The sequence below is a fragment of the Mesorhizobium sp. M2D.F.Ca.ET.226.01.1.1 genome (assembly GCF_004022705.2).
GTDB lineage: Bacteria > Pseudomonadota > Alphaproteobacteria > Rhizobiales > Rhizobiaceae > Mesorhizobium.
The window spans coordinates 1-12,913 of sequence record NZ_RZOY02000011.1; the positions used below are offsets into that span (position 1 = coordinate 1).

Here is a 12,913-nt window from a genome sequence, read left to right on the forward strand (position 1 = left end):
GCTATGTCGGACTGGCCAAGGCCGCAGCCCAAGTGACGATGGCAGCGATCGCCTTCAACATGCGCCGATGGGCCGCCATCACGCCATAGGTGCGTCCAGCATCCGGCCTAAGGCCGCATCGCCACCCCCAAACTCCACCCCAAGAGCCAAAACAGAGCGAGACCTCACGGCCAAACCGCTCCGCGCGCTAGGTCGCGATGACTGTGCAACAGGCCCACTTGGGGGGAGATCAGATGTCACGCGGACTTTCGCTAATCTCCGGCGTGGCAAGATATGCGGGGCGCCGAAGCTGCTAATCTCCCCCCAAGTGGGGGAGATGGCCGGCAGGCCAGAGGGGGGCGCGAAGGAATGAGGCGGCTGTTTTTCGCACCCCAAATTAACCCCCTACGCCCTCCTCCTCTCCGGCCCCTCATCCAGCCACGCCACATCCTCCGGCGTCAGCTTGATATCAAGCGCCTTCAGGCTGTCCTCCAGCTCGTCCAGCGTGCGCGGGCCGATCAGCGGCACCGAGGGGAAGGGCTGCGCCAAAACGTAAGCCAGCGCGACATGGATCGGGCTCTTGCCGAGTTTGCGCGCCAATTCGATTGCGCGGTCGCGGCGGCCAAAATTCTTTTCCGAATACCAGACCCGCACCAGCTCCTCATTGTCCTGCTTGTCGCGGCCGGCGCGGTCGGTGAAGAAGCCGCGGCCCTGGCTCGACCAGGCAAAGTTCGGCATTTGGCGCTTTGTCAGCCAGGCTTTCCAGGCGTCGGTAGAGGAGGTGATGCAGCCGGCCCAGATCGGTTCCAGCATCTCGGCCAGCGAGAAATTGTTGGAGAGCGCGCCGGGCTTCTGCTTGCCGTTCTTCTCGGCATAGGCAACGGCCGCGTCCATGCGCTCCATCGTCCAGTTGGAACCGCCGAACAGGCCGCGGATGCGGCCGGCCTTGGCCTCTGCGTCCATCGCGTCGACGAATTCGCCGACCGGCACGTCCGGATTGTCGCGATGCATGAAATAGATGTCGACATGGTCGGTCTGCAGGCGGTCGAGCGACTGGGCCAGCTGCTTGCCGATCACATCAGGGTAACAGAGCGGCGAATGCGCACCCTTGGCGATGATGACCGACTGCTCGCGCACTCCGCGATTCTTCAGCCATTGGCCGAGCAGCGTCTCCGTGTAGCCGCCGCCATAGACATAGCCGGTGTCGAACAGATTGCCGCCGGCCTCGAAATAGGCATCGAGCAGGATCGAGCCGGACGAGAAGCTGCGGAAATCCTCGAAGCCGAGCGCCAGAAGCGAAACGGGTTTCGGCAGGCCCGGAATGGCGCGCTTGCCGACGGTATCGCCATCGGTGCGCAGCGGCCGCCCGGAGAGCGTGTTCACCCGCTTAGCCGGCTTTTCGATCTCATATTCCAGCCCGACCGCCGCGCGCCACTTGTCGAGGACGCGCAGCGTGCCGAGGCTGTCGGCCCACGACATGCCCGGCCAGGCGAATTCCTGCCGTCCGGCCAGGATCGCCTCGCCCGCGGCATCGACCTCGAAAGAATAGAGGTGACGCGTCTCGTTAAGGCTGATCGTCTCGCGTGCGCCGCCGGACCGGATCAATTCGATCCGGCCCGGTCCGACATCGCGGTTGCCACCGGCAAACCAGAAATCGGGCACCTCGATCCGGCCCTTGGTGCCGAAAATGCGCAGTACATTGTCCTGGTCGAGCGAGATGCTGCAGGAGATTTCGGCGACGATGCCGCTGGGGAAATGCAGCAAGGCCGAGGCCCATTCATCGACGCCGGACTGGCCGAGATGCGCGGCGCCCGACACCTTGTCGGGCTCGGCAAAAGGCTGGCCGGTCGCGGCGCCTGCGATCAGCCGCGCCATCGATGCCGGATAGCCGCCGACATCGAGGATGCCGCCACCGGCGAGATCGTTGGCATAGAGCCGGTGCTCGGGCATGAAGTCCGGCATGGCAAAGCCGAAGCTCGACTTGATCATGCGCACTTCGCCGATGGCGCCGGATTTGATCAGCTCGACCAGCTGCAGTGTCTGCGGATGCAGCCGATACATGAAGGCTTCGCCGAGGAAGGTGCCGGCCTTGCGCGCGGCGTGCATCACGGCGTCGGCTTCGAAGGCGGTGAGCGCCAGCGGCTTTTCGCACAGGACGTGCTTGCCGGCCTCGGCGGCCTTGATCGCCCATTCGACGTGGCCGGGATGCGGTATCGAAATATAGACCGCGTCGACCTGGCCGTCGGCCAGCAGCGCCTCGTAGCCGTCGAGGATGCGCGCGCCCGGGAAAGTGCCGGCTAGCCCCGGCTTGGCGGGATTGCGGGCGCCGAGCGCCTCAAGCGTGCCGGTGCGCGACTGCGCCACGCCGCCGGCAAAGGATTTCGCGATGCTGCCGGGCCCGAGAATGCCCCAGCGGATTTTTCCAGATGTCATGTCGAATTCTCCATGGGTCGCCGCCACGCTTGGGGATCGGGCGGAAATGAAAGTCAGCGGATCCGTGCGCCCGCCTTGTCGAAAAGCAGCGAGCGTTCCGCCTTGATCGAAACGGTGAAATGATCGCCGCTGGCGCGCTGGCGCGAGGCTTCGCGCTCGAGGATCAGCTCCTCGGGTCCGGCATTGGCGTAGACATAGCTCACGGAACCCAGATGCTCGGCGACGTCGGCCTTGACCGGAATGTCGCAATCGCCTTGGCCGGCTACGAAGAAATGCTCCGGCCTGACGCCGAGCACGACCTCGGCGCCGATGGCGGGAAAAGCTTCGCGGAGCGGCTTGTGCAGCCTGGCGCCGCCATGGTTGACGAGCTCGATGATCGCGGCACTGTTTGACGTATCGACGACTTTGGCGCCGAGGAAATTCATCTTCGGCGAGCCGATGAAGCCGGCTACGAAACGGTTGGCCGGGTCGTCATAGAGGTCGAGCGGCGCGCCGATCTGCTCGACATTACCGGCCTTCAGCACAACGATGCGGTCGGCCAGGGTCATCGCCTCGGTCTGGTCATGCGTCACATAGATCATGGTCACGCCGAGCTCCTTGTGCAGGCGCGAGATCTCGACCCGCATCTGCACCCTGAGCTCGGCGTCGAGGTTGGACAGCGGCTCGTCGAAGAGAAAAACCTGCGGCTCGCGCACGATGGCGCGGCCGATGGCGACGCGCTGGCGCTGGCCGCCGGACAATTGCTTCGGCCGGCGCTGCATCAATTCGTCGATGCGCAGGATCTCGGCGGCGCGTTTCACCCGGCGTTCGGTGTCGGCCTTCGGGTTGCCGTTCATGCGGAGCCCGAAGGACAGGTTCTGCTCCACTGTCATATGCGGGTAGAGCGCGTAGGACTGGAAGACCATGGCGATGCCGCGATCGGCCGCCTCGACATCGTTCATCACCTTGCCGCCGATGGCGATGTCGCCGCCGCTGATGTCCTCCAACCCGGCGATCATCCGGAGCAGCGTGGACTTGCCGCAGCCGGACGGCCCGACGAAGACGACAAACTCGCCATCGGCGATGTCGATGTTGGCGCCATGGACAACTTCGAAGACGCCGAAGCGTTTGACGACATTGGTGAGGGTGACGGCTGCCATTGTGCTCCTTCCTACTTGACCGCGCCGGCGGCGATGCCGGCGATGAAATGACGCTGCAACAGCACGAAGACGATGAGCATCGGCACTGTCAGCATCACCGCGCCGGCCATGATGCCGCCCCAGGAGACCTTGGTCAGGCCGATCAAGGTGCCGAGCGCCACCGGTGCCGTCATGGCGCCGGGCTGGCTGTTGATCAGCAGCGGCCAGAGATAATTGTTCCACGAGGCGAGGAAGAGAATGATCGCCAGCGCCGCCAGCATCGGGCGCGCCAGCGGCAGCGCCACGAACAGGAAGATGCGCCATTCCTTGACGCCTTCGACGCGTGCGGCGTCGAACAGCTCGGCCGGCATCATCGAGAAGGCCTGGCGCATGAACAGCACGCCGAGCGAATTGAACAGCGGCGGCACGATCAGCGCGATCCAGGTGTTGGCTAGAGCGAAGTCGCGCGCCACCATGATGAATTGCGGGATCAGCACCACCGCGTAGGGAAGCGTGATGGTGCCGAAGATGATGGCGACGACCGCGCCCTTGCCGTGGAACTCGTAACGCGCCAGCGCCCAGCCGGCCATCGAGGTGAGCAGCACCGAAAGGATCGTATAGGTCACGGCAACCGAGACCGAGATGCCGATGGCGCCGACGAAATTGGTGTCGCGCTGCAGATTGTTGAAATTGTCGATGAAGCCGCCATGCGGCAGAAGCTCGATGCCGGGGCTGAAGATGCCGTTGTCGGGCATGGTGGAGAACACCACCATCATCCACAGCGGAAACAGCCAGACCAGCGCCAGCGGCGTCAGAACAAGATGCAGCAGGATGCTGCGGCCGAGCCTTGCCTGCGAGCGCGAGGTCATTTCGGCTCCCTCATCAGCCAGAGCTGCACCAAGGTGATGGCGATGGCGAGGCCCGCCATGGTGTAGGCGACGGCCGAGGCGTAGCCGAAATTGAGCGACCGAAAACCCTGACGGTAGAGCAGCAGCCCGAGCGTCTCGGTGCCGCCGCCGGGGCCGCCGCGCTCGGTGATCAGGAACGGCTCGGTGAAGAGCTGCATGGTGCCGATGATCGACAGCACGGCGCAAAAGACGATGACTGGCTTCAAGAGCGGCAGTGTGATGTGGAAGAACTGCTTCACCTTGCTGACGCGGTCGAGCGTCGCTGCTTCATAGACATCCTCCGGGATAGACTGCAGGCCGGCCAGGATGATGATGGCGTTGTAGCCGGCCCAGCGCCAGGTCACCGCGATCATGATCAGCGCCATGGCAGGCGTGACGTTGGAGAACCAGTCGATCTTGGGGATGCCGACGCTGTTGAGCAGCTTGTTGATGATACCGAAATCGAGACTGAACATCAGGCGAAAGACAGCCGAATAGGCGACCTCGCCGACCACGACCGGGGCGAAGAAGGCAAAGCGGTAGAGGCCGCGCGCCTTCAAGAGCGGCGAGTTCAGAAGCACTGCCATGACGATCGCCAGCGCAATCATCACCGGCACCTGGATGACCAGGATCAGAAGCGTGTTCTTCAGCGCATTGTAGAAGGCGGGGTCGCCGATCAGGCGGCCCCAGTTGAAGGCCGGCGCGAAGCGCCACGGCACGGTGCGCGTCGCCTGGAAGGAGATCAGGAACGAGGAAATGATCGGCCAGATCCAGAAGACGGCGAAGATCAAGAGGTAAGGCGTGAGGAAGCGGTACGCGGTGGCGTTCTGGGTGCGCATCGAATTCCTCCTTTCTTTGTCTTTCCCTTCTCCCCTTGTGGGAGAGGGTGGCCGCGAAGCGGCCGGATGAGGGGTGTTCCAGCGGAGTGAGACGTTGGCATTCCCTGGAACACCCCTCATCCGTCTTGGCGCTATCGCGCCAATCCACCTTCTCCCACAAGGGGAGAAGGGGAGGCCGCTCTACTTCACCGGCAGGCCGGTGGCGGCGGCGATCTGCTTGGCGGCGTCGTCCAGCGCGGCCTTGGCGTCGGGATAGCCATTGGCCAGATATTTGGTCTGCACCGCGCGGACGATGATCTCGGCGTCGCTCTGGAACTGGGTGCCGCGGCTCGGTACCACCTTGGGCAGCGTGGAGAGGATGTCCTTCCACACCGGCTGGCCGCCCCAATATTCCTGACCTTGCGCGACGTAAGGATCGTCGAGCGCCGAGACCAGCGAGGGCACCAGGCCGAAATCCTTCAGCATGGTGATCTGGCCCTCATTGGTCTCCAGCGTGTATTTCAAATAGGCGTAGGCCGCTTCCTTGTTCTTCGAGGCCGAGGTGATGGCCAGCGACGAGCCGCCGAGATTGGCGGCGCGCGGGCCGTCGGCGGTCAGGCTCGGCATCAGATAGACGCCCCATTTGCCGCTTTCCTTCGACGATTCGGTGCGGATCGTGCCTTCGTACCAGCCGCCATAGACCTGGGTGGCGACGGTGCCGGCGGTGTTGTTGGTGATCTTGGTCGACCAGTCTGCCGACGACACGATACCGGCGTCCTTCATCTCCTTGACCTTGGTCATGGCGTCGACGCATTTCGGCTCCGCCACGGTGATCGACTGGCCGTCCTCGGCGAAATAGGCGCAGCCCTGCTCGTTGGAGATCATGCGGAAGAATTCGGTGTCGCCGTTGAAATCGGCATTGGTCATCGACACGCCGGGATTGGCGGCCTGGATCTTCTTGCCGGCGGCGATGAAATCGTCCCAGGTCTTGATCGTCGCGGGGTCGACGCCGGCCTTCTCGTAGAAGTCGCGGCGATAGAAGACGGCAACCGGGCCGGAATCCCAAGGCATGGCATAGGCCTTGTCGCCGACCTCGAGCTCGGTGCGCTTGAAATCGGGGAATTTCTTCTGGTCCTCGGCGCTGTAGCCCAGCGTGTGCAGGTCGACGAAGCAGTCCGGGAACTGGCTCCAGTAGTTCTCGGCCTCGCCATTCTCGATCGTGACGATGTCGGGCAGGCCGACGCCGCCGGCGGCGCAGCCGGCGATCGACTTGTCATAGGTCGGCTGGTTACCGAGGTCCTGAACGGTGACCTTGATGTCGGGATATTTCTTGTTGAAACCCTCGACCGTCGACTTCAGCGACGAAGCGGCGATGTTCCAGCTCCAGATGGTGATCTCGCCGGACTGCGCCAGCGCCGGGCCTGAACCCAGGGCAAGCAAAAGCGCGGCGCAGGTCAGTGTAGTGCGCATTGAAATCCTCCCAATTCGTTTGCTCTCTCGCTGTGAGCGTGGCTAGACTATGCGGCGCGGAAGGCTTGTCCCCGACAGAGGGAATAAGAAGTTGGCGGAAAGTAAGATGTCCGAGCGTCCGTTCTACCAGCCCGGAGCGAGCAGCGTCGAAGGACTGCCGCTCATGCTGCAGATGTTCCACAACCACCCGTTGGTGATGCTGAAGCCGCACTGGCACGCCCAGGTCGAGGTGAACTTCATCGTGCAGGGCGGCGTGCATTACCGCATGGCCGAGCACGAGATTTCGCTGTCGGCCGGCGAGATGTGCCTGTTCTGGGGCGGCCTGCCGCACCAGATGGACGACCTCTCCGACGACGCCATCTATGCCGGCGCGCATCTGCCGCTGGTGCATTTTTTCCGCCTGCATCTGCCGGCCGACATACGCCACCGGCTGATGACCGGCGCGACGCTGGTGACCAACGCGACCGACCAATCGGACAACGACAATTTCAAGCGCTGGAACGAGTATGCCCGCTCAGGCGATCCGGCCAGGACCGAGCATGCCGTCAGCGAGCTGCTGCTCCGGCTCGAGCGGGTGCGCTTCGAGCCTTACCGGCTGGTGCCGGGAACCGCGGCCGGGCAAGGCGCCGGCAGCGCCTTCGACCAGCAATCCTCGCGCAATGTCGGGCGCATGTGCGACTATATCGCCGAGAATTTCCTCTACGACATCGATTGCGTGACCATCGCCTGCGCCGCCGACATCCATCCCAAATATGCGATGAGCCTGTTCAAGAAATCGACCGGGATGACGCTCAACGAGTATCTCAACCTTCTGCGCCTGAGCTATGCGCAGGCGCTTCTGATGCATGAGGACGCCAATGTGCTGAGGGTCGCGATGGAATCGGGCTTCGGCTCGCTCAGCGCCTTCAACAAATCGTTCCGCAAGCTCGCCGGCATGTCGCCCTCCGATTTCCGCCGGGCGGGTGTCAGATAGGCAGAGTCTCGCTTAGGCAAAGGCCGGTATTGCGTCGCCTCCGACGCGGCCCCGCCCAAGCTTTGGTTCCGCGGTGCGGTTCGTCGGCGGGCCCGGTGATTGACCGGCCCCGCCGCAGATTCCCGGCCGCAACGCGCCTATTTGGCCGGCTGGATGCGCGAGGCCGCCAGTTTGCCGGCCTTCGTCGAGTAGGTGATCGTGACCTTCTCGCCGACTTTCAACGTTTCGGCTTCAATGCCTTCCGGCAGGGAGAACGTCTTGCCGTCGGAGAGCGTGATCGAATCGCCTTTCTTGTCGATGCTGGCGATCGTGCCGGTCGTCGCCTTCGCGTAGGCGACGTTGGCGGATGCGATCGCCATTATCATTGCTGCTGTGATGACGGATTTTTTCATCGTTCGGTTCCTTTCTCTCGTCTGCCGAGGACGGTTGCCCGGGGGCGGCTTCAATCCGGAACGCTCCAGCCCCGCCGGATCACGAATCCCGGAGCCAGGATGAAGCGAAGCGAAGCTTAGGGCCGGAAGTTTTCGAGAGGTTGGCCGTAGCCTTACAAATGCGTAAGCGCCGTGTGAGCTGTCACAGATCCCGCAATTGCTCGGCGGTCAGCGCCGGGGACGGCCTGGCGGTCCGAACGGCGGCGGCAACGGATGCGACGAGGAGGCCAAGCATGATCGCCAGATAGAGCCATGGCACCGACAGCGCCTGCGGCGGAGGATCGAAGACGCCGGTCAGCAGCTTCACCAGCATCCAGGCGGTCAGTGTTCCCGAGAACAATCCGAAGACCACGCCACCAATAATGATGACGAGACCCTCGCTCCATAGGAAGGCATCCAGTTGCGGCGGTCTGGCGCCTATGGCGTCGAGGATTGCGAAGGCCCGGCGCCGCTCGGCGAATCCCAGAGCCAGCATCAGCCCGGCGGCAGCGGCGGCCATCAGCACGGAAAATCCAAGCTCGATCCGCGTCAACCCGCGAAGGTCAACCGCGGTAAGGCTCGATCCGATGAGATGTGCGGCCTGACCGATATCGGAGACTTTCAACGCGGGGTAGGGAGCAAGCACGGAAGCGACCTGGCGTGCCAATTCGGCAGGATTGCCTTTCGCTCGCATCAGCACATATTCCGAAGCGTCCGACCCTGTCATGCGGGCCACGTAGGCGGCGTTGGCGACAAGGAAGGAATCCTTCGGCGCCGTCGGAAATTCGCGCACGACGCCGATAAATCTGAAGGCTACCGGATGGTACTGATGGTCTCTTGCATCGAGGAGCCGCAGATTGATCGTATCGCCCTGCTGAAGCTGGAAATCCTGCACGGTCTCCTCCGACACCAGGACGCCGTCGGGCGTGGTGGCCAGTTGGCCGAGCATGCCCTCGGCGCTGGTGCCGCTGAAATAAGCGTCGGAAAGGGTTGTGGCGCGCCCGATGCGTTTGGGGTCGATCCCGTAGAGGTCCTGTAGATCCGCGCCCACATAGGCAAAACGATGCTGCATCGGCTCGACGGCGAGCGCATCCGTCAGCGCGGTCAAGGTCGTCAGATGCGCGCCGGCCGGTTTGTCCGACTTTCCGAAGATGGTAACGTCGGATCCGTTCGTCAGCTCGGCGTCGACGCGCGCCTGGGCGTTGTAAGTGGTGTTGAAAATAGCGGTCGAAGCAGCGAAGGAGACGGCCAGCGCGGTCATAGCGATGCCGATCGTCAGGCGCTCTGACTGCCGCGATAGTGCCGCCGACACGATCGGCGTCAGACGACCCGCTACCGGGGTGAGGATCACCCGTAACAGTCCGCTGTTGTGCGCGATGATCATGCCCGACAGCCGCATGACCAGCAGCGTCATGCCCATCCAGAGCAACGCGGGGGCGATGAAAGCCTTGTAGTCGACCGAGGTCGCCGCCACGCCTTCCGGCGCCAGGACGATCTCGTATCCAGTGCTGGCCGATAACCAGAAGGAAAGGCCGGCTCCGGCAAGCAGCAGCAAATCCAGCCGCAAGCGTTGCCAGAGCGGCGTCTTTGCCCGCGTGACGGCGTGCCGCGCCGCGTCGACGGTGGTCCAGCGCGCATCGCGCCAGGCCGGCAGCAGGAGAGCGGCGAACCCGAGCAGCAGGCCGAGCAGCGCGACGAGAAGGAGGGATGGATCACGAAGGGCTGCGTACCGGCCAAGTGTGGAAACAGGACTGAAAAGCAAGGCTCCGCCCATGCCGAGCGCAACTCCGGCGACGCCGGAGACCGCCGCCTCGGCGGCTGAAAGCGACAGGATCGTGCGGGTTGTGGCGCCGCGAACGCGAAGCAGCGCCTGCTCCATCCGCCGGCGCTGCTCGCCGGACGAGGTCACGGCATAGGTAAGCGCGATAGCCAGCGCCGCGCCTGGCAGCCCGAGGAACAGGAACAGCACGGAAGCATAAAGCGCATCCTCGCGAACGGCTGCGAGGCGGGAGCCGAGATTGTCGGCAACCAAGGCCTGGCCGACGGTCCTCGCCTCCAAATTGCGCGCCGCTCCGGTGACGAAGATATGGGCCTGGACGGGATCGGATGGCAGGGCTGCATGGTCCAGCCGCGTGTGCCATTGCAGCCGGACCGTGTCCGGGCGCTGCTCCGCCTGCTGGGAGAAGAACTGCTGCCAATCCGGCCAGGGAAGCACGAGCACGTTGTCCGGAGGCGCTTGCGGCGCGGCCTGGGCAGGCAAGCCTACTGCCTGAAACAACGAATCAGCATCGGGCAGATCGACGACCCCGGCGATTTTGACCTCCACGGCCGGCAGGCCGATACGCTTGATCGACACCGCGTCGCCAGGGCGGACATGAAGGTTGGCCGCCGTTTGCTGGGCCACCAGAACGCCGTCTGCGCTGCCGGAAAGCAGGCGGATTTCCGCCGGAAAATCCTTGGAATAGCCTTCGTCCAAGGCGATGACCTGCCCCGGCCCGGTGGTCTGCGTCGTGCCGCCCGCCAAGGCTTCGAAACCCGCCGCGTCAGCATAGCGAACGCGGTGAGCGGCCTTGACGGATGCTGCCTCGGCGATCGCCTTGCCGATCGCTTCCGGATCGGCGCCGGAAATCACCTGAACCTGCCAGTCGACCGGGACTGCGCTGATCGCGCGGGCCGTCATCGAGGCGCTGGCATTAGCGAGGAAAAGGACCATGGCGGCCAGGAGCGCGACCGTCACCGCGACGCCAGCCGCGGCGCCGGCGACACGCGGGAAGCGGCGGGCGAGGATGCCGCGCATCCACAGAAGAAGCATCATGCCGCGTCCTGCCTTGGCCATTCGGAGACCAGCCGGCCGTTATCCATCGTCCATCGGGTCGCCATCCGGGCGGCCACCGCCTCGTCATGCGTCGCCACGACCAGAGCGATGCCGGTGCCCTCCAACTGTTCCATGATGATGTCGAAGAAGAACTGCGCCGTGATGCTGTCCAGCTGTCCGGTCGGCTCGTCGGCCAGGATCAGCTTCGGCCTCATGACGAGGGCTCGGGCCATCGCAATCCGTTGCGATTGTCCGCCGGACAATTCCTCCGGCAGCTTGTCGCGAAGCTCGCCGAGGTCAAACAAATCCAGCAAGACCGCGGCGGCCGCCGCGGGGGAGCCGGGGTCGCCGGCCAATACCAGCGGCAGGCCGACATTCTGAGCGACGGTAAGCGCCGGAAACAGGCTGGGCGTCTGGAACACCAGGCCGATATGGCGCGGCCTCAACTCCTCGAATGGCCCGAGCCCGGGCCATTCGACGGTGCCGGACGTCGGCTTGTCCAGCCCGCCAAGTATATGCAGCAAGGTCGTCTTGCCGCTGCCGGACGGCCCGACCACAGCGATCCGCGCGTCGGAAGCGATTCTGCAATTGACATCGCGAAGCGCGACAACGCCGCGCTGGAAGTCGCGGCCGAGATGCTTGCCGACGACAAGCGTGTCACTCATCGTCGATCCTCCCGTCCTTCAGGCCGATGATGCGGTCCGCCTTGCGGGCAAGCGCCTGGCTGTGGGTGGCGAGCAACGTCGCCAGGCCGGCCCGGCGCCGCGCCTCGAAATGCGCGATCAAACGCAGTTCGGTGTCGCGGTCGACTTCGGCGGTCGGCTCGTCGGCAACCAGGATCGGCGGATCCGCGGCGAGCGCCACGGCAAGGCCGGCCCGTGCCGTCTCGCCGCCGGAGAGTTCCGTGGGAAAGGCCCGGGCACGATGCCGAAGATCAACGCTTTCCAGAAGGGCGCCAATCCGGATCTCGTTCGACTTCCCCGCCAGCTGCATCTGCAGGCGCAGGTTCTGTTCCACATTGAGATGGCCAAACAGGTTCCCGGACTGCGGAAGGATGCCGAAATTGGCGGCGCGGATGCGGGTTCGCTCGGTTTCCGACCGACGGGTCAAGCGCATGCCGGCCACCTCGACATGGCCGCCGTCGGGTTCATCCAACCCGGTGACGCAGGACAACAGCGTGGACTTGCCGCTGCCGGACGGTCCAACCAGGGCAACGATCTCGCCGGCCGACAGATGAAAGCTGATGCCACGCAGCGCGGCGGTCTCGTCGTCGCCTATGTGGAAGAACCGGTAGAGCTCATGCGCTTCCAGCGCGTGCATTTTACTTCCATCGGAATGAATTGGACATCAGTTGCCACTGGTCGACGTTGTCGGCGCCCTTGGGCGCGTAGAGATCGAGCGTGACCAACTTACCGGCCCTGAAATAGAGATAGCGTTCGTTTTCAAGACGCACTTGCTTGCTGGTGACGGCGTTCGGCTCGGAGTTGGACGTGTAGACGATACGGATCGCAGGGCCGGCGGGCAGCTTGACCTGCTTGATCGCGGTCACCTTGACGGCCCTGCCGGCCGCCTCGAGCTTCGGCACATAGTCCGTCTTGGCGCTCTCCGCGGTGGGCGCGGCGTCGGCCTTCGATACCGTGACGGAGACGCCATCAAGCTTGTCGACGAAGGTGGCTCCGTCGGGGCGATCAGACCTCGCCCAACCCTCCGGTACCTTCAGCGTGAAGCCTTGCGGTGAGACGTAGTCGATAAAGACCTGGCTATCGGGAATGTCACCCGGCGGATTCTTTTCCGCAGGGACAGCTTTCTCGGCGGCGAAAGCCGGACCGATGCCAGACTGGGGAATTTGCAAGCCCGTTGCAAAAAGGCATGCGCCCAGCGCAAGGCTCGATGCTAGCCAGCCGACCTTCCAATGGCGAGAGATCATGACACGCGACCTCCGATAGAGCGGCATATGATGGCATCATAAAGTGTCAAGTTTACGGGAAGGTCGCCCCATCCATACGGATC

Annotated in this window: 11 protein-coding genes; 1 reads left to right on the forward strand and 10 read right to left on the reverse strand. The window is 64.0% G+C overall.

Features of this window, described 5'->3' with window-relative positions; all coding sequences use genetic code 11:
• Positions 1 to 384: 384 nt before the first annotated feature.
• From EN869_RS23950 to EN869_RS23970, 5 genes are all read right to left on the reverse strand, one after another.
• On the reverse strand, positions 385 to 2,412 hold the full coding sequence (locus EN869_RS23950) for an aldo/keto reductase (protein WP_127229182.1): 2,028 nt from the start codon (positions 2,410 to 2,412) through the stop codon (positions 385 to 387).
• 53 nt (positions 2,413 to 2,465) lie between these two features.
• A complete protein-coding gene (gene ugpC, locus EN869_RS23955) occupies positions 2,466 to 3,551 on the reverse strand; it encodes a sn-glycerol-3-phosphate ABC transporter ATP-binding protein UgpC (protein WP_127229181.1) in 1,086 nt (361 codons plus the stop codon).
• Positions 3,552 to 3,562: 11 nt separating this feature from the next.
• Positions 3,563 to 4,399, reverse strand: coding sequence for a carbohydrate ABC transporter permease (locus EN869_RS23960; protein ID WP_127229180.1), 837 nt, complete (start codon positions 4,397 to 4,399; stop codon positions 3,563 to 3,565).
• Entirely contained in the window at positions 4,396 to 5,256 is an 861-nt protein-coding gene (locus tag EN869_RS23965; RefSeq protein WP_127229179.1) for a sugar ABC transporter permease, read from the reverse strand. The genes EN869_RS23960 and EN869_RS23965 overlap by 4 nt, the downstream gene beginning before the upstream one ends.
• Positions 5,257 to 5,436: 180 nt before the next feature.
• On the reverse strand, positions 5,437 to 6,705 hold the full coding sequence (locus EN869_RS23970) for an extracellular solute-binding protein (RefSeq protein WP_127229178.1): 1,269 nt from the start codon (positions 6,703 to 6,705) through the stop codon (positions 5,437 to 5,439).
• A 106-nt stretch (positions 6,706 to 6,811) separates the two neighbouring features.
• Between EN869_RS23970 and EN869_RS23975 the strand changes: the two genes are divergently transcribed.
• Positions 6,812 to 7,678 (forward strand): helix-turn-helix domain-containing protein, encoded by an 867-nt coding sequence (locus EN869_RS23975; RefSeq protein ID WP_127229177.1) that lies wholly within the window; start codon positions 6,812 to 6,814, stop codon positions 7,676 to 7,678.
• Between the two features lie 137 nt (positions 7,679 to 7,815).
• Here EN869_RS23975 and EN869_RS23980 read toward each other — a convergent pair whose 3' ends face one another.
• From EN869_RS23980 to EN869_RS24000, 5 genes are all read right to left on the reverse strand, one after another.
• Entirely contained in the window at positions 7,816 to 8,070 is a 255-nt protein-coding gene (locus EN869_RS23980) for a DUF1344 domain-containing protein (protein WP_127229176.1), read from the reverse strand.
• A 181-nt stretch (positions 8,071 to 8,251) separates the two neighbouring features.
• The gene (locus EN869_RS23985) at positions 8,252 to 10,903 is read right to left on the reverse strand and encodes an ABC transporter permease (RefSeq protein WP_127229175.1); all 2,652 of its coding nucleotides are present in this window, start codon (positions 10,901 to 10,903) and stop codon (positions 8,252 to 8,254) included.
• The gene (locus tag EN869_RS23990) at positions 10,900 to 11,568 is read right to left on the reverse strand and encodes an ABC transporter ATP-binding protein (RefSeq protein WP_127229174.1); all 669 of its coding nucleotides are present in this window, start codon (positions 11,566 to 11,568) and stop codon (positions 10,900 to 10,902) included. The genes EN869_RS23985 and EN869_RS23990 overlap by 4 nt, the downstream gene beginning before the upstream one ends.
• Positions 11,561 to 12,223 carry an ABC transporter ATP-binding protein gene (locus EN869_RS23995; RefSeq protein ID WP_127229173.1) on the reverse strand — a complete coding sequence of 221 codons (663 nt, stop codon included), beginning with the start codon at positions 12,221 to 12,223 and terminating at the stop codon, positions 11,561 to 11,563. The genes EN869_RS23990 and EN869_RS23995 overlap by 8 nt, the downstream gene beginning before the upstream one ends.
• Before the next feature lies 1 nt (position 12,224).
• On the reverse strand, positions 12,225 to 12,857 hold the full coding sequence (locus tag EN869_RS24000; protein ID WP_245512364.1) for a hypothetical protein: 633 nt from the start codon (positions 12,855 to 12,857) through the stop codon (positions 12,225 to 12,227).
• Positions 12,858 to 12,913 lie beyond the last annotated feature (56 nt).

Coding starts and splice junctions, on each gene's coding strand:
- EN869_RS23950 (WP_127229182.1), bottom strand. CDS start 2,412: ATGACATCTGGAAAAATCCGCTGGGGCATTCTCGGGCCCGGCAGCATC.
- ugpC (WP_127229181.1), bottom strand. CDS start 3,551: ATGGCAGCCGTCACCCTCACCAATGTCGTCAAACGCTTCGGCGTCTTC.
- EN869_RS23960 (WP_127229180.1), bottom strand. CDS start 4,399: ATGACCTCGCGCTCGCAGGCAAGGCTCGGCCGCAGCATCCTGCTGCAT.
- EN869_RS23965 (WP_127229179.1), bottom strand. CDS start 5,256: ATGCGCACCCAGAACGCCACCGCGTACCGCTTCCTCACGCCTTACCTC.
- EN869_RS23970 (WP_127229178.1), bottom strand. CDS start 6,705: ATGCGCACTACACTGACCTGCGCCGCGCTTTTGCTTGCCCTGGGTTCA.
- EN869_RS23975 (WP_127229177.1), top strand. CDS start 6,812: ATGTCCGAGCGTCCGTTCTACCAGCCCGGAGCGAGCAGCGTCGAAGGA.
- EN869_RS23980 (WP_127229176.1), bottom strand. CDS start 8,070: ATGAAAAAATCCGTCATCACAGCAGCAATGATAATGGCGATCGCATCC.
- EN869_RS23985 (WP_127229175.1), bottom strand. CDS start 10,903: ATGATGCTTCTTCTGTGGATGCGCGGCATCCTCGCCCGCCGCTTCCCG.
- EN869_RS23990 (WP_127229174.1), bottom strand. CDS start 11,568: ATGAGTGACACGCTTGTCGTCGGCAAGCATCTCGGCCGCGACTTCCAG.
- EN869_RS23995 (WP_127229173.1), bottom strand. CDS start 12,223: ATGCACGCGCTGGAAGCGCATGAGCTCTACCGGTTCTTCCACATAGGC.
- EN869_RS24000 (WP_245512364.1), bottom strand. CDS start 12,857: ATGCCGCTCTATCGGAGGTCGCGTGTCATGATCTCTCGCCATTGGAAG.